Annotated in this window: 16 protein-coding genes; 1 reads left to right on the top strand and 15 read right to left on the bottom strand. The window is 31.9% G+C overall.

Annotation, left to right across the window (positions count from 1 at the left end):
* Position 1: 1 nt before the first annotated feature.
* The 15 genes from L8V79_RS06950 to ileS form a co-directional block, all read right to left on the bottom strand.
* Complete coding sequence (locus L8V79_RS06950) at positions 2-760, bottom strand: thiazole synthase (RefSeq protein ID WP_263703057.1); 759 nt, start codon at positions 758-760, stop codon at positions 2-4.
* The gene (gene thiF, locus L8V79_RS06945) at positions 760-1,560 is read right to left on the bottom strand and encodes a thiamine biosynthesis protein ThiF (protein WP_263703056.1); all 801 of its coding nucleotides are present in this window, start codon (positions 1,558-1,560) and stop codon (positions 760-762) included. The genes L8V79_RS06950 and thiF overlap by 1 nt, the downstream gene beginning before the upstream one ends.
* Positions 1,557-1,748: a sulfur carrier protein ThiS gene (thiS, locus tag L8V79_RS06940; protein WP_263703055.1), complete on the bottom strand. Its 192-nt coding sequence runs from the start codon at positions 1,746-1,748 to the stop codon at positions 1,557-1,559. Before thiS ends, thiF begins: the two co-directional genes overlap by 4 nt.
* Before the next feature lie 31 nt (positions 1,749-1,779).
* On the bottom strand, positions 1,780-2,538 hold the full coding sequence (locus L8V79_RS06935) for a CAAX protease (RefSeq protein ID WP_263703054.1): 759 nt from the start codon (positions 2,536-2,538) through the stop codon (positions 1,780-1,782).
* 133 nt (positions 2,539-2,671) lie between these two features.
* Positions 2,672-3,772 carry a succinyl-diaminopimelate desuccinylase gene (gene dapE / locus L8V79_RS06930; RefSeq protein ID WP_263703053.1) on the bottom strand — a complete coding sequence of 367 codons (1,101 nt, stop codon included), beginning with the start codon at positions 3,770-3,772 and terminating at the stop codon, positions 2,672-2,674.
* Positions 3,773-3,775: 3 nt separating this feature from the next.
* A complete protein-coding gene (locus tag L8V79_RS06925; protein WP_263703050.1) occupies positions 3,776-4,369 on the bottom strand; it encodes a LysE family translocator in 594 nt (197 codons plus the stop codon).
* Entirely contained in the window at positions 4,363-5,061 is a 699-nt protein-coding gene (locus L8V79_RS06920) for an SIR2 family NAD-dependent protein deacylase (protein WP_263703049.1), read from the bottom strand. The genes L8V79_RS06925 and L8V79_RS06920 overlap by 7 nt, the downstream gene beginning before the upstream one ends.
* A gap of 45 nt (positions 5,062-5,106) precedes the next feature.
* Positions 5,107-7,305: an endonuclease MutS2 gene (locus L8V79_RS06915; protein ID WP_263703048.1), complete on the bottom strand. Its 2,199-nt coding sequence runs from the start codon at positions 7,303-7,305 to the stop codon at positions 5,107-5,109.
* On the bottom strand, positions 7,305-7,652 hold the full coding sequence (locus L8V79_RS06910) for a hypothetical protein (RefSeq protein WP_263703046.1): 348 nt from the start codon (positions 7,650-7,652) through the stop codon (positions 7,305-7,307). Before L8V79_RS06910 ends, L8V79_RS06915 begins: the two co-directional genes overlap by 1 nt.
* Positions 7,645-8,937 (bottom strand): UDP-N-acetylmuramate--L-alanine ligase, encoded by a 1,293-nt coding sequence (murC, locus tag L8V79_RS06905; RefSeq protein ID WP_263703044.1) that lies wholly within the window; start codon positions 8,935-8,937, stop codon positions 7,645-7,647. Before murC ends, L8V79_RS06910 begins: the two co-directional genes overlap by 8 nt.
* Before the next feature lie 128 nt (positions 8,938-9,065).
* Complete coding sequence (locus L8V79_RS06900; RefSeq protein ID WP_263703042.1) at positions 9,066-9,854, bottom strand: carbon-nitrogen hydrolase family protein; 789 nt, start codon at positions 9,852-9,854, stop codon at positions 9,066-9,068.
* Positions 9,847-10,020, bottom strand: coding sequence for an exodeoxyribonuclease VII small subunit (gene xseB / locus L8V79_RS06895; protein WP_039628709.1), 174 nt, complete (start codon positions 10,018-10,020; stop codon positions 9,847-9,849). Before xseB ends, L8V79_RS06900 begins: the two co-directional genes overlap by 8 nt.
* The gene (gene guaB / locus L8V79_RS06890; protein WP_263703040.1) at positions 10,020-11,471 is read right to left on the bottom strand and encodes an IMP dehydrogenase; all 1,452 of its coding nucleotides are present in this window, start codon (positions 11,469-11,471) and stop codon (positions 10,020-10,022) included. The genes xseB and guaB overlap by 1 nt, the downstream gene beginning before the upstream one ends.
* 10 nt (positions 11,472-11,481) lie before the next feature.
* Positions 11,482-12,846, bottom strand: a complete 1,365-nt coding sequence (gene gatA, locus L8V79_RS06885; RefSeq protein WP_263703039.1) for an Asp-tRNA(Asn)/Glu-tRNA(Gln) amidotransferase subunit GatA — start codon at positions 12,844-12,846, stop codon at positions 11,482-11,484.
* A 99-nt stretch (positions 12,847-12,945) separates the two neighbouring features.
* Positions 12,946-15,711, bottom strand: coding sequence for an isoleucine--tRNA ligase (ileS, locus tag L8V79_RS06880; RefSeq protein ID WP_263703038.1), 2,766 nt, complete (start codon positions 15,709-15,711; stop codon positions 12,946-12,948).
* Positions 15,712-15,811: 100 nt separating this feature from the next.
* Here ileS and L8V79_RS06875 point away from each other — a divergent pair, with 100 nt between their 5' ends.
* Entirely contained in the window at positions 15,812-16,903 is a 1,092-nt protein-coding gene (locus L8V79_RS06875; protein WP_263703037.1) for a CinA family protein, read from the top strand.
* Positions 16,904-16,919: the final 16 nt, after the last annotated feature.

Genomic DNA, 16,919 nt, shown 5'->3' with positions numbered 1-16,919 from the left:
TTTAATCTCTTAAAAAACCACTCAAAGGCGAGCTTGCACTTGGCGTGCTTTCATTTGCTATGCCTGCTAAATACGCATTATATCCTGCCTCTATAGCTAAAGCAAAAGCCTTTGCCATTTTTGATACATCTTTAGCTTGAGCTATGGCAGTATTTGCCATCACTGCACTTACTCCCATTTGCATGGCTTCACAAGCTTGTGCGGGATTTCCTATGCCCGCATCTACTATAATAGGCAAGCTAATTTCATTAAGTAAAATTTGTATAAATTCTTTAGTTTTTAAGCCTTTATTGCTTCCTATAGGAGCTCCAAGAGGCATTATAGCAGCAGCTCCTGCATTAGCCATAGCACGTGCTACATATAAATCAGGATACATATAAACTAAAGGTGTAAAACCCTCATTTGCTAAAAGTTCTACTGCTTTTATACTTTCATAATTATCCGGTAATAAATATTTACTATCGCTAATTACTTCAACCTTAATCATATCTCCACAACCAAGCTCTCTTGCAAGTCTTGCTATACGCAATGCCTCATTAGCATTTCTTGCACCTGAAGTATTAGGCAAAAGCTTAATGTGCTTTGGGATAAAATCAAGTATATTTTCTATGCCTTTATCATTTACCCTACGCAAAGCTAAGGTGATAATCTCAACTTTTGCTTCTTCAATGGCTGATTTTATAAGCTCAAAAGAAAATTTCCCAGAACCTAGAATAAACCTAGAATTAAACTCATATTTTCCTATTTTTAATTTTTCCATTACTCGCTCGCTAAAAGTTCTAAAACTAAATTTGCTTGATGTCCTGCACAAATATTTACACGCGGTGCCATAAGTCCATTACCTACTTTTGCCTCGTTTTTTAAATCACCACAAACATAAAAGTTTTTTGCAATTTTTCTTGTTTGTATACTGTTGCTATCGCCATATCCTGCTAAGCCAGAAGCACAAATTAATGTTTTTTGAGGATAGTGTTGGTGAAAATTTTGCGCTAAAAGCGCTTTATATTTTGCACTATCAAAGGCTTCACAAACAATATCATCATTTGTAAAAAGTTCGGCTATATTTTCTTTTTCTATTTTTAAAACTTGTGCAAATACTTCTATAAAAGGATTAATTTTAGCGATTTGATCTTTTAAAGCTTCAGCCTTAAATTTACCCAAATCTTCCACCATATAAGCTTGGCGGTTAAGATTGCTTGGCTCCACCACATCAAAATCAATCAAATGAAGCCTACCAACCCCGCTTCTTGCTAAATTTATAGCTATATGCGAGCCAAGTCCACCAAGTCCACACACTGCCACACTTACCTTTTTAAGTTTATCATGAAGCTTTGGAGTATGCCTTGCCCTCATCATCGCATCAAGAGCTTCATATGGGGGTAAAGTATTTTTTTCTATACAAAAAAGCTCATCATTTTCATTTAGTTCCAAACTTTCTTTTGTCGCAAAACCATTGATTATCCATACATCATTTTCATTTTTACTCACATTTTGAAAAAATTCCAAAGTGTTTTTAAAATGCGTGTCTATCACACTACCATTAAATTTAATTTTCATCAACCACCACCTACAAAAGTAACAATCTCTACTTTATCATTTTCTTTTAAAATTAGATTTTCAAATTTATCCCTTGGGATAATTTCTCCGTTTAATTCTAAGGCAATAAATTCTATTTTTAATTGCTTTTTTTTAACATAATCCATAAATCTAAGTTCTTTTAACTCAAGCTTTTGTCCATTGATAATCATTTAAAACCTTTATTTATTTTACTTAAAATACTTACTCGCTTGCGTTATTATAATTAAATCTTAAAATAATAACTTCTTTTATCTCTCCAATATCAATAGCATCTTCTAAATTATAACCAAGTCTCAAAAGTAAAATTTCCAAATCTTTTTTAAATTTTATTTTTGTAGGTTTATTATGATAGGTTTCATTTCTAGCTTTTCTTATTTGGCTTAGTTTTGTTTTAAGATGTTCTTTGGTGCCAAAACTTGGTAAGACTTGATTTTTATATATTTTTTTATCTTTAAATATATAAGCAAATTCACTCCAATGATCTATTAATATCTCTTCTAAATCAATCAAACAAAAATCATCAAAAATTTGCCAAGTGCTATTATATTCATCTATTTTTTGACATCTCTTTTTAACTTTTTTTAAAAGATTTTTCAAAGCAGGATTAAAAACTTCTTCACTAGATTTAAACCAATCATCATCTAACTTATTATACAAATTTGCTATTTTTACTGCTAAAGTACTTCTTAGAGCATTTTCATAACATTGTAAAAGTAAAAAATTTGCTTGAAGATTTTTGCATCTTTTGGAATAAATTTTCATAATTAGCTTAAACAAATCTTCGCATTTTTGATTTTTTTCTAAAATCTTTTGTGCTTCTTTGCAAGCTCCCCACAAATATCCAAAATGCAAAACATTGATCCCTTTTATCATTCTAAATTTAAAATCACATTTTAATTTAAAATTGATAAATAGCTTTTCTATTTTTTCATAGCTACTTACATCAAGCTCAAAAGACATTTTACTTCCTATTAATTCCATTTTAAAAAATTAATGATATAATTTTAGAAGTTTAGAGGGCTAACTTGCCGGTAGCTGCAAGGTACTCTTAAATGAGAGGCTACTCTAAATTCCTATTATATCCATGTTTTTTCTAGTTAAAATTCTCTAATAAATCTTTAAAAACTAAATACAATTTTTCAAGTTCTTCTATACTCACTCTCTCATCAATGGCATGAATTCTATCATTACACACGCCAAATTCTACTACCTTCACGCCAAACTCAGCAAAATATCTTGCATCACTTGTACCACCTTTGGTGTTAAGTTCTGGTACTATTTGGGTGATTTTTTGTACGCTCTCATTTAGTTTTTGTACGATTTTAGAATCACTTTGTGTTAAAAAAGGCTTTGAGCTTTGATTTATGCTTAATTCATAATCAAGTCTTTCACAAGTCTTTTCTACATAAGCTTTTACATCTTCTAAGCTAGTTTGTGGAGAATTTCTTACATTAAACATCAATTTTAAATCATTTGGAGTTACATTGCACACTTCCATACCACCGCGTATATCAGTAATAACAATTTTAGATGGTGCAAATATCTCATCACCTGGATCAAGATCAAATCCTGCTAAAAATTTCAAAGCAGAAGCAAAATTATGCACAGGATTAATGCATTTTTGCGGATATGCTACATGACCTTGTTTGCCTTTGATGAGTAATTTTGCATTGATAGAGCCACGACGCCCTATTTTAATACTATCTCCAAATTTTTTATCACAAGTTGGCTCAGCAACCACAGCAAAATCAGGCAACATGTCTTTTTCTTGCATAAATTTAAGCACTTCAAGCGTGCCAAATTTAGCCTCACCTTCTTCATCACTTGTTAAAATCAATGAAATTCTTCCTTTGAAATTTTCTACTTCCTTAACCGCACACATAAAAGCAGCCACACCACTTTTCATATCTTGCGCGCCTCTTACATAAATAAACCCATCTTTTTCTAAAGGCTCAAAAGGATCACTGCTCCAACCCTCTCCCGCAGGCACTACATCCACATGCCCACCAAAAGCCAAATGCTCACCATCATCACTAAATTTTTTAGTCAGCAAAAGATTTTTCACACCTTCTTTTTCTATAAAAAAAGCTTCAAAATCACTTAACTCCACTGCGATATAATTTAACGCTCCATCATCATCCGGAGTGATGGATTTAAATTTACTAAGTTCTTTAAAAATTTCAACTACTTGCATGTTTTATCCTATAAAAGCTTTATACAGCATAGAAAGAGCAAAATACTCTAAAATAAATGCTGAAAAAAGATTGATATAAAATATATGTTTGTTTTTTACAAGGGTTTTAAATTTAGACACAAAAAACGATAAAGTAAAAATCCAAAACACAATAAAACCCACCAAACCAAAAAGCAAGGCAAAAGAGTTTTTACTCTGCATGCTAAGCCCTGCTACACTCACCCAAAAGCCTATAACATAAGGATTTGTAACATTTAAGAAAAATCCTTTACTAAAACCTTTTAAAGGATGTGTTTTATTTACCTTGTTAAGATCGACTTTTTTTGTTTTTCTTAGCATTAAAAATACCATAAAACTCAAAAAGAAAAAGCCAAAAACAGCTAGTATTTTATAAAAAAATTCATTATTTGCAAAGCTTAAAAGCCCAAGATTAATCAAAATCAAAAAAAGTATATCAGCACTTAAAGCGCCAAGCCCAACACAAAAAGCATTTTTAAAAGAAGATAAAGCAGTATTTAAGATCAAAATATTCACAGGCCCAAAAGGCACAGACACGCCCATACCTAAAACTATACCTTGTAAGATTACTTCTAGCATTCTGCTTCCAAGAAATTTTCTATATCGATTTTGATTTTATCAATAGCCGTGCAAACATCTTCTATATAAACTTTTGTGAAATTACTTTCTAAATATTTATCCTCATCAAGATTATTTAATATACTTTGCTTACATACTCTTGCATACTCTCCCACGGGTAAAACCTGCCCACTTGTGCCTATACATACAAATAAATCACAATTTTGTAATTTTTCATATAAAATTTTATAATTTGGCGCCATTTCTTCAAACATCACTATATTGTGCCTTACACTTTTGCTTTGACATTTAGGACAAATTTTACCATCACTACTTTCATAGCCTATGTTAAAAATATTTTCACACTCTAAACACCTAAGTTCAGGTAAAAAACCGTGCAAATGCACCACTTCCTCACAACCTGCTCGCTCTAATAAATCATCTACATTTTGCGTTAAAATGCTAATTTGTTTTGGAAATTTTTGTTTTAATAAAGCGATGATTTTATGTGCGTGATTTGGCTTAACACTAGCTAGCTCTTTTCTTCTTTTATTATAAAATTCCAAAACTTTTTTAGGATTTTTTCTAAAGCCAGTTGCAGAGCAAACTTCCATCACATCATGCTCTTCCCAAAGTCCACCGCTAGCTCTAAAAGTTTTTATACCACTTGGAGCAGATAAACCTGCTCCACTTAAAATCATCACTTGTTTCATTTAATAAACCTCATTATTGTTTTAAAGGTTTTACTATAATGTTACTTAAAGCTTAACCACCTTAGCGCCAAAACCACCTTGATTAATCGGAGCATCATTAAAGCTTTTTACGCTTTTGTGAGCTTTTAAAAACTCTTTTACCGCAAAAGCTAATTTTCCTGTGCCTATACCATGATAAACTATCACCTCATCAAAACCCACTATCAAAGCATCAGAAATAAATTTATCTAATCTTTCAAGCGCCTCATCACTTCTTAAGCCGTGTAAATCTAAAGTCATATTTAAAGCACTTGGGCGGGTTACATTAACACTTGATTTTACCTTTTGTGTAGGGGTTTGATTGCTTTTTTTAAGAAGCTTTAATGGTACACGCAAACTCAAACCATCACTTTGAATCATCGCATCATTTTTTGAAATAGCTGTGATTTTGCCTTTGATTTTTTCATATTTAACAAAATCCCCTACTCTAAGCTCTTCATTTTGTTCCATACTTGGTAATACAATGCTTTTTTTAAGCTCATTGGCTTTGTTTAAACTTCTTTGTTTTTCTTTGATATCTTTTAGATTTATCGTTTTTTTAGCTTCTTCTATGGCTTTGTAGTATTTAAATTCTAAATTAGAAACAAGTTTTTTAAATTCTTGCTCATTTTTTTCTTTTTGATCTTTGAGTGAAAGCAAAATTTCATCTACCTTAGCTTCTTTTTTCTCAAGTTCTTCATTTTTTTTGCGTAAAGAAAGTTCAAGATTGATGTTTTTACTTACCATTTCTTCTAAATTTTCTTTATCTTCTCCATAAAGCTTTTTAGCATTTTGCACTAAATTTGCACTTATGCCATATCTTAAAGCTGTTTCAAATGCATAAGATTTACCTATAGTACCTTTTAAAAACTCATATTTTGGGCGCGATAATTCCTCATCATACAAAGCAGCGATGAGTTCTACTTGTGAATTTTTGGCCAAAAGCATAGCAAGGCGTTTGTGGTGGGTTGTGATGATGATTTTATTATCTTGTTCTAAAAGCTTAGAAATAAGCTCAGTATATAAACACGCAGCTTCCTCAAAATCTGTCCCAAGCTCTATCTCATCAATCCCTAATAAAACATTTTTCTTACCCAAAAGCTTAGAAAAATGCAACATTCTTCCTGCAAAAGTAGAAATATCGTTTTTTACATTTTGTGGATCTTCTAAAATCGCATCAAATTCTTTGAAATTGCCTATTTGGCTTTTTTGTGCGTTAATTTTCATAGGAAGCAAATGCTTTGCAAGTAAAGCTGCGCTTAAAATTCCTTTTAAAAGCATAGATTTACCACCTGCATTTACACCTGTGATGATTAAAACTTTTTTATTAAACTCTATATTAACACTTTTTGCATTTTTTAAAGCCGGATGTGCGAAGTTATATAAGCTTAAATTATTAGAACTATCAGCTAAAACAAACTCATAATCATGTTTTTTAGCCATCAAAACTCTAGCACTATAATGATCAAATAAATCAAAAGCATTATTGATAAATTTTAAAAACATCAAATTTTTATAAAAAACCAAACTGATTTTTTTAGCATACTCATAAAAAATTTCTTCTTTAGCATCTTTGATTTCATCAATTTGACTTTGGATTTTTTCTACACTCAAAGGCACCACATAAAATCCACCACCACTACTTCTACCTATGATTTTTGCTTTTAAGACATGATTAAACCCACCGCGTAAAAGCAAGGCCTCCATACCATTGATAAGATGGATTTGCGTATCGATTAAATAAGCACTAAGATTTTTAGTATAGGTGAGTTTTTTAAACTCAGCTACCAAGCTTTCTTTTTTCATTTTTAAAGCTAAATTTAGATTAACAAGTCTTTCATCAACACTTTCTTTAATCTCGCCCTTTTCATCAAAATATTCAAAAAGCTCTAAAATAGCCTGTGGAATTTCTATTTTTAAAAGCCATTCTTTTAAACTTTCTTCAAATTTTAAATCCTTTAAGTAACTAAAATACATACAAATTTTAATAAATTCAAAGCTTTGGCTTAAATGTAAAATTCCTTGCTTGCTAAGATGAGTTAAAGCACCATTTAGCTCTTCTATCATAGGTGGAGGATTAAAATCAATCAGCGAAAGCTCGTTAATCCTTTTATAATGAAGCTTGCTATCACCTTGTAAAAAAATTTCTTTATCTCTTGCAAAAAGTCCCCTAAAGTCTTCTATATAGCCATCTAAATCTAGCTTTTTAAAAAATTGCTCTTGCATTATTTATCTACCTTGCAATCTTTTATATCAAAAACATAGGCTTTAAATTGTTTATTTTTACCATTTGAAATAAAACTTTGCGTTCCATGCTCAAAGTTAAAATACTCTTTGGTGACATTAATATCTTTACAAATTAGACTTTGTCCTTGTAAAAACGCATTGAGTGTTTCTTTTTTTAAAATACCACTTCTTGTAGCACTTAACTCAAATTTAATCGCAAAAGCAATCATTAAAATCAACACTAAAATCAAAAGATAATTACTAATCTTACCTATTTTTTTACGCAAAAAAATGAAAAAAAGTAAAATCGCAAAAAAAGCTAAGATATATAAAAAAATCTTAAACATACTTTCCCCTGAGCTTTGTGCTGATATCTCCCGCACCAAAGCCTATTACCAAACCATTTTCAATCAACTCATCATCAAGATAAATAGCATTTTCTTCTCTTTTGATTTCTTTTATAAATTTAGCCTTTGGAAAGTATTTTTGCATATTAATCTCTATTTTAGTTTCCCCTGCTGCATACACAGGTAAAATATAAAGCTCATCAACATTTGCTAAAACTTCACTAAAATACTCTATATTTGCACTTAAACGCGTATAACGATGAGGCTCAAAAATAGCTATGATTTTTTCATATCCAGCTAGCCTTGCATACTCATTTGCTGCTTTAAGTGTGGTTTTGATTTCTGTTGGATGATGTCCATAATCATCAATCAAAGCCATGTTTTCATTTGCAAACAAAATATCAAATCTTTTTTTAATCCCTTGATATTTTAAAAGCTTAGTTTTTAACTCTTCTATGTTTATAAATTCACTCGCAGCCAAAATAGCCAAAGCAGCATCCATCGCCACATGCTCTCCCATACCAAAAACACTAAATTCGCCTAAATCTTTAAGCGTAAAATACGTTCTAGGTTTAAAATCTTCCACTTTCATATAAATGTTTGTGATATCTTTACTTGGGTAAAGTTTTTTAGCGTTATTTAAATTTAAACTTGATAAAAACTCATCTTCAGCATTAATCACTTGAATTTTAGATAAATGCAAAAAGTCCTCATAAGCTTTATGTAATCTTGCAAGATCATTTCCATAATGATCTAAATGTTCTGCTTCAACATTAGTCACTATAGCTAAATAAGGATTTGAGTTTAAAAAAGAACTATCGCTCTCATCAGCTTCAAAGATGAGATTTTCACTTTCTTTATAAAGCATATTAGTGCCGCTTTCTTTTAACACTGCACCAATAATCACAGAAGCTTCTATCAAGCTTGCTAAAATGCTTGAAGTTGTGCTTTTACCATGAGCTCCCGCAACTGCAAAAACTCTTTTGTCTTTTAAAATCATAGGCAAGGCTTCTTTTCTTGAAAGCGTTGTGATGTTTTGCTTTTTTGCGCTAGTTAATTCTTCATTATCTTCTTTAATAGCAGCTGAATACACCACTAAATCCACATCTTTAACATTGTCTTTATGATGAGGAATTTTTATATTTATGCCTTCTTTTTCTAATTCTTTTGTGATTTTACTGTCTTTGATATCAGAACCACTAATCTTAAAGCCTTGTTCTTTTAAAAATCTCGCCAAAGCCGAAATTCCAATACCACCTATACCTATAAAATGAATTTTTTGCATTCTTGCCTCAAATTTTTTGAAAATTTAAGGCAAAATTTTATCATTTATTTACTAAAAATAAAATATAAAAAGCCCTTAGAGATAAAATCTACTCATTGTTTTTACTTTTGAAAAAACTAAAATAAATTTTATTCTTCGTAATTTTTTATAAGTTTATCAAAGCCCCATAAATTTCTAGCTTCATTTGCTTTGCTAACTTCTACTACAAGCATTTCTTCTTGATCGCCAAGTTGCTCTTGCACCTCTCCAAAAGCATTGATAAACAAGCTATCTCCATAGAATTTCCAATCATTTTCTTGCTTTGGGCTACCTATGCGATTAACCCTTAAAATGCTTGTTGAGTTTAAAAAGGCTCTTGTTTTTAAAAGCTCTAGCCATCTTTGATTGCTTTCAAAAGTACTAGCTGTAGGAATGATGACTAAGTCTATCTTTTTTTTCATAATCATTTGCCAAAAGATATCAAAATGTGCCTCAAAGCCAAAAAGCAAAGCGCATTTTAAACCCTCATGCGTGAAAGTAAAAAGTTTAAGTTTATCAGTTTTTTTATTATTAAAAAATTTTTCTTCATTCCAGTGTGCATAAGGCATTAAAATTTGTTGCTCATACGCTTTTACATTTTGTGGGCTTACTTTTAAGCATAGTTTTTTTAAGCCATCATTTTCTACACTTATGAACGGTGCAATGATGTTTAATTCATACTTTTTAGAAAGTTTTATCAAGCTTGCTTTTTTACTTTGGCTTTGTTCTTTAATCATACTTTTTGGCATGCTCTTAAGCTCACTAAAAAAGCTATTTAAAACATACTCGCCTAAAACCACCAAATTCGCACCACTTTCTTTAGCAGCTTTTAGATAATAATCAAGTCTTGATTCACTCAAAGCTAAAGTTGGAAATTGCAAAGCTACAATACTACTCATCTACTTGCTCGATTTCTAATTTAGCATTTTCAAGCATAGTTCTTGCTTGCTTGATACTTTTTAAACCTTCTTTATAAATTTCCACACAAGTTTTAAGGTCTAAATCTTTATCATTAAGTTTTTCCAAAGAAAGCTCAGCTTGTTTGATATGATCTTCAAATTCCATTAATTACTTACCTTGTAATTTGGTGCTTCAGCAGTGATAGTTACATCATGTACATGGCTTTCTTTTAATCCTGCTGCGGTAATTTCTACAAATTCAGCTCTTTCTTGGAAAGCTTTGATATCCACTGCACCTACATAACCCATAGAAGATCTAAGTCCACCTAAGAGCTGATGAACTACACTTTTTATACTTCCTACATAAGGTACCCTACCTTCAATTCCCTCAGGCACAAGTTTATCTTGAGCTGTACCTTCTTGGAAGTATCTATCTGAACTTCCTTTTTGCATAGCACCTAAGCTTCCCATACCACGATAGCTTTTATACTGTCTTCCTTGATAAGTAAATAACTCACCTGGACTCTCATCTGTTCCTGCTAAAAGTGAACCTATCATCACACTACTTGCACCTGCTGCAATAGCTTTTGCAATATCACCTGAGTATTTTATACCCCCATCAGCGATTACTGGCACACCGTATTTACTTGCTTCTATCGCACATTCATCTATAGCTGAAATTTGAGGCACACCCACACCTGAAACAATGCGTGTAGTACAAATACTTCCAGGCCCTATACCTATCTTAACAGCGTCCGCGCCTGCTTCACATAAATCTTTAACCGCTTTAGCACTTGCAACATTTCCTACTATCACATCCACATTAAACTCAGCCTTAATTGCTTTTAATGTATCAATAATACCTTTAGAATGTCCATGTGCACTATCCATTACTATAACATCAACTTCAGCTTCCACTAAAGCCTTTACGCGATCAAGCTGACCTACACCCACGGCTGCAGCTACTCTTAATCTTCCATAGGCATCTTTATTTGAATTTGGATATTCTTTACGTTTTTTTAAATCTTTTATAGTAATCAAACCTTCTAAACGATTATTTTCATCTACGATCGGAAGTTTTTCTACCTTATTAGTGGAAAAAATCCTTTCTGCATCATCTAAAGTAGAACCTTTTTTAGCAGTGATTAAAGGCATTTTTGTCATTACATTTTCTACTAAATTATCAAAATTAGTTTCAAATCTCAAATCACGATTAGTTAAAATTCCTATTAGGGTTTTATTTTCATCTACCACAGGAACTCCTGAAATTCTATATTCAGCCATGAGTTCTAGCGCTTCCTTAACGCTTGCTTTAGGCCCTATGTAAATAGGATCCATAATCACGCCACTTTCGCTTTTTTTAACTCTTTTTATCTCTCTAACTTGTGAAGCTATATCCATATTTTTATGGATCACCCCTATACCACCGAGTCTTGCCATCATAATAGCTGCTCTATGCTCAGTAACCGTATCCATAGCAGCTGAAATTAAAGGCATATTTAAGGTAATATTTTTTGTAAGTTTTGTTTTGATATCTACTTCTTTAGGTAAAACCTCAGAATATTGAGGAACTAGCAAAACATCTTCAAAAGTCAAAGCGCGTTTGATGATTTTCATAATTTTTCCTTTATTTGTTTTTGATAATTTCTTCCAAGCTTAAAGCACCATCTAACAAAGTTTGCTCATCATAAGCTTTACATATAAGCTGAGCAGAGATATTAAGTCCATTTTCATTTTTTCCTACAGGCACACTAATACCACCAAGTCCTGCTAAATTCACTGAAATAGTAAATACATCTTCTAAATACATTTGCACCGGAGTTTTAATATCATTAAAGCCAAAAGCAACACTTGGAGCAACTGGCATAAAAATCAAATCACAATCATTTAAAATTTCTTCATATTTTTGCTTGATAAATCTTCTAGCTTTTTGTGCTTTGATATAGTATGCATCATAATACCCACTACTTAAAACAAAAGTTCCTAGTAAAATTCTTCTTTTTACTTCCTCTCCAAAGCCCTCACTTCTGCTATTTACATACATTTGGCTAAGATTGTCACATTTTTCGCTTCTTCTGCCATATCTTACACCATCATAACGGCTTAAATTTGCACTTGCTTCAGCCGCTGCTATGATATAATAAGCCGCAACATCAAATGTAGAATCCATTAAGTCTTTATAAACAATCTCATGGCCATTTGCTTTTAACATATCTATGGTTTTTAATAAGGCTTGTTTTACATCATCATTAGTTTGCTCTACATAGTTTTTAATCACAGCTATTTTTAGCTTTTTATTTGCATTTAGTTTTGGCGCGGTTGGTTCAAAAGCTATGTTTGCGCTTGTGCTATCTTTTTCATCATAGCCTGCAGTAGCATCATATAAAATTGCAGCATCTTCAACATTTTGCGTTAAAACTCCGATTTGATCAAGGCTTGAAGAATACGCTGCTAAACCATACCTACTAACTCTTCCATAACTTGGCTTAAACCCAACACAACCACAAAATGCAGCAGGCTGTCTTACCGAACCACCTGTATCCGAACCCAAACTTGCCAAAGCTATCCCTGCGGCAACCGCAGCGGCACTCCCTCCACTACTTCCACCTGGGACTTTAGTATTATCAAGTGGGTTTAAAGTCTTACCATAAAAAGAAGTCGCACTCGTACTTCCCATAGCAAACTCATCCATATTGCATCTTCCAAATGGAGCAAAATTATTTTTACGTAAATTCACAATAGCACTTGCATCATAAGGAGCCACATAGCCTTGTAAAATTTTAGAACCACAAGTTAATTCCCAATCCTTTACACTAATATTATCTTTTATAGCTACTGGCACACCTGCACCTGAAGTGCTTAAGTCTTTATTTAAAAACTGCTCTACATAAGCACCCAAATGCTTTTGCTGATGTGCTTTTTCATTTAATTCTTTTTTTAGATTTTCTAATTCTTCATTTGAAAATTTCAAAGCTTCTTTTAAAGTTACCATTATTTATCCTTAAATTTTTTAACCAAATAAAACAAAAAAAGCGTGATAAATAAAAAGCCTAATAAAGTAATCACTACCACGCTAAAAGGTAAAGCTTGCTCAAACATTTTTTGCTTTTTCCACGCTATTACATCTTGGACATAAGCATTCTTCTTCTTTTGCTAAAAATTTCCAACATCTTGGACACTTGTGTAACGAAGAACGCACGATTTTAAAACTATGATCATCTATTTTAAACTCACTCAAAGCTTCTTTTTCATCTAAGCTTTCTACCGAGCTTACCATAAACCAATCAGCTACTTCTTCAATATCTTCACTCAAAAGCTCATTTGCGCTTGTTTGCAAACTTAACTCTAAAGTTGATTTGATGATTTTATCTTTTTTTAATACATCAACAAGCTCAAAGAATTTTTCTCTTGATTTTATAAATAATTCATCTTCGATTTTATACTCATAATCAAACCCATTTTTCAACACCAAATCAAACACATCTTTAGCATTTTCTTTAATAGCCACATTTGCATGCTCTAATGCTTCATCTATGGTATAAGTTAAACTTGGAGCTAAAAGCGCAAAAAGTTTTCTAGCTATTAGCACCATAGCACTTTGCGCACTTACTCTTTTTGTATCATCTTTTGCATTACAATATAATCTATCTTTGCACACATCTAAATAAATTCCACTTAAATCCGCACTTAAGAAATTTAAAAGCACACTAAAGCCTTTTGCGAATTCATATTTTTCAAAAGCAGCTTCACATGCTTCAAAAGCAACTTTTGCACGCATTAAAATCCACTTATCTAAAAGTGTGAAATTTTTTGTTTCTAAAAATTCCATATCATTAGTATTTGCAAGTAAAAATCTTATAGTATTTCTTATCTTTCTATACTGCTCGCTTACTTGTTTTAATATATTGTCTGAAATTTTTAAGTCCGTTGAATAATCACTAAGCATTATCCAAAGTCTTAAAATTTCTACCCCATAATTTTTAGCTACATTTTGAGGTAAGATCACATTACCCTTAGATTTACTCATTTTTTGACCCTTTTCATCTACGGTAAAGCCATGAGTAAGTATGTTTTTATATGGGGTTTTGTGATTAATCGCAGTGGAGATTAAAAGCGAGCTTTGAAACCACCCACGGTGCTGGTCACTTCCTTCAAGATACATTGAAGCTTGATATTCTCCTGCGTCGTATCTAGCTGAGTTTAACACTGCTTCCCAAGTACTACCACTATCAAACCAAACATCTAAAATATCATAAACTTTTTCTAAATTATTTGGATCATATTTGCTATTTGGCGGTAATAAATCTTTTATTTCTAAATCCCACCACGCATCAGCTCCATTTGCTTCAAAAATTCCCACCAAATGATCTAAAACATCATCATCAAAAATCACTTCTTTGGTGTTTTTATCTCTAAAAAACGCTATAGGCACACCCCAATCTCTTTGTCTTGATATGCACCAATCAGGACGATTTTCTATCATAGAACTAAGTCTTTTTACTCCACTTTCTGGGTAAAATTTCACATTATTTAACTGCTCTAGCGCTAGCTCTCTTAAAGATTTTCCATCTAACTTTTTCTCATCCATTAAGATAAACCATTGTTTTGTAGCTCTATAAATAACCGGTTTATGTGTTCTCCAGCAAAATGGATAAGAATGTGTAAATTTAGAACTTTCAAGCAAAGCTTCGCCAAGTAATTCTAAAATACGCTCATTTGCTTTAAAAATATGAAGTCCTATAAACTCATTTAGCAAATGCTCTGGTAAAAGTCCTTTAGCTCTTAGCGTTTCATCATAACACCCACCATCATCTACTGGCATAATCACTTCAATGCCATATTTTAAGCACACATAATAATCATCCTCACCATGTCCTGGTGCAGTATGCACAAGCCCTGTGCCACCTTCCATTAAAACATGATCGCCTAAAATAAGAGTGGATTTTCTTTGATTGAGTGGATTAATAGCACTTAAATTTTCAAATTCAGAACCCAAAAGTTCTTTTTGAATTTTTCCTTGAGTGAAGTTTTTATTGATCATATTTTCAAGTAAAGCTTTAGCAAAAATATAACCTTCTTCAGTAATAACATATTTTTCATTTGGATTTAAAGATATAGCTTGATTTGCCGGTAAAGTCCAAGGTGTGGTAGTCCAAATCACTGCCTTTGCTTTTTCAACTCCTAATTTTTCAAGGGAAGTTTTATCAAGCTCAAATGCTACAAAAATAGAATAATCTTCTTTATCTTCATACTCTACTTCAGCTTCTGCTAACGCACTCTTAGCAGCCCAGCTCCAAAAAACAGGCTTACTTCTTTCTAGCAAAAGTCCTTTTTTAGCAATTTTACATAAAGCTTTGTAAATATCGGCTTCAAAAGCATTTTTCATAGTCAAGTATGGCTCATCCCAATCAGCAATCACACCCAAAGACTTAAATTCATCTCTTTGGATATTTACAAATTCTCTCGCATGCTCTCTACAAAACTCACGAATTTCTTTTTTGCTTAAACTTTGCTTTTTATCTTTAAGCTTAACTTCTACTTGCTGCTCTATCGGCAAACCATGACAATCCCAACCCGGAGTAAAACGCACTTTTTTACCTTGAAAATAATGCATTTTGATGATGATATCTTTTAAAATTTTATTTAAAGCATGGCCAATATGCAAATGTCCATTAGCATAAGGAGGGCCATCATGTAAAGTAAAACTCTCACTTACCCCTTGTCTTTTTTGTTTCATTTTCTCATAAGCATAGTTGTTTTCAAACCACTTACTAAAACGCTTAGGCTCAAGCTCTGCTAAATTTGCACGCATTGCAAAAGTCGTATTTGGAAGCAATAGCGTATCTTTATAATCCATATAATCCACCTTGAAAAATTTAAAAATAGTAAATTCTACTTAAAATACTTTTAATTTGCACTTATTTTTTTGTTATAATCGCAAGAAAAAAAGGAAAACCATGAAACATCTTATCATCATTATAGGTAGTGAAATTATTATCAATGAAAATTATATGCATTATATACAAGAAGAATACAAAAAGCAGTTTTTAGAACTTCATGAGCTAAAATTTATAAACAAACCTGACAAAGAACTTCCTTTTTTACTTGAAAAATTTTCTAAAGAATATGATTATATAACCATTTTTAGCATTAGCGAATACTATACAACCATAGCTAAAATCATAGCAACCTTAAATGATGATGTTTTAATATTAGAAAATGATACTTTAGTGCCTTCAAAAGCTTTGCGTGAAAAAAATTCCTTTTTAAGTTCTTTTGAACAATGTCATATTAATTTATTAAACATAAATATAGAGCAAAAATTGCCTTTAATCTTACAAAATCCTGAGCTTGACTATGCGTATTTTTGTCTTTTAGATATAGATGAAACGAGTGCAAATATCTTACTTAGTACACTTACTACTTCTTTTGAAATTCAAACTAGCTCAAGTGCATTGTTAGATAATCTCATTTGCATTAGGGCAAGCGCTAGTCAGTATGGAAAACTAGAAGGCTTTTTAAAAGGAGTTTTTAAACTTTTTACAGGCAAAGTATTTTTAGGAAATGATCCTATTAAATTTATAGCTAAAAAACTTTTGGAAAAAAACTTAAAAATTTCCTTTGCGGAAAGTTGCACGGCTGGACTTTGTGCTTCAAAGTTTGCTGAAAATTCAGGAATTTCTAGTGTATTTGAGGGTTCTTTGATCACTTATTCTAATCGTTTGAAAAATTCTTGGCTTGGGGTAAGTAATGATACCTTAGAAAGTGTTGGAGAATACTCTGATCGTTGTATTTATTTTATGCTAAAAGGGATTTTTAAAACTACAAATTGTGATTTTGCTTTAGCACTTAGTGGAGTGGCTGGAGAAGAAAATGATAAAAACACCAAAGCAGGCACCATCTACATAGGAGCTATGTATAAAGATGGAACCTTTTTACAAGAATGCATTCACATACAAGGCAATAGAAACTACACAAGAGAGCAAGCTAGTTTGGCTGCATATTGTTTAATGCTTAGATTAAAACCTGAAATTTTCTTTGGGGTTTAATCATAAAAGTGGTGTA

The organism is Campylobacter sp. IFREMER_LSEM_CL2194 (assembly GCF_025771685.1).
In the GTDB taxonomy this organism is placed as follows: domain Bacteria; phylum Campylobacterota; class Campylobacteria; order Campylobacterales; family Campylobacteraceae; genus Campylobacter_D.
The sequence above is the reverse complement of the archived record's forward strand: the minus strand, read 5'-3'. Positions and strand labels throughout refer to the sequence as shown.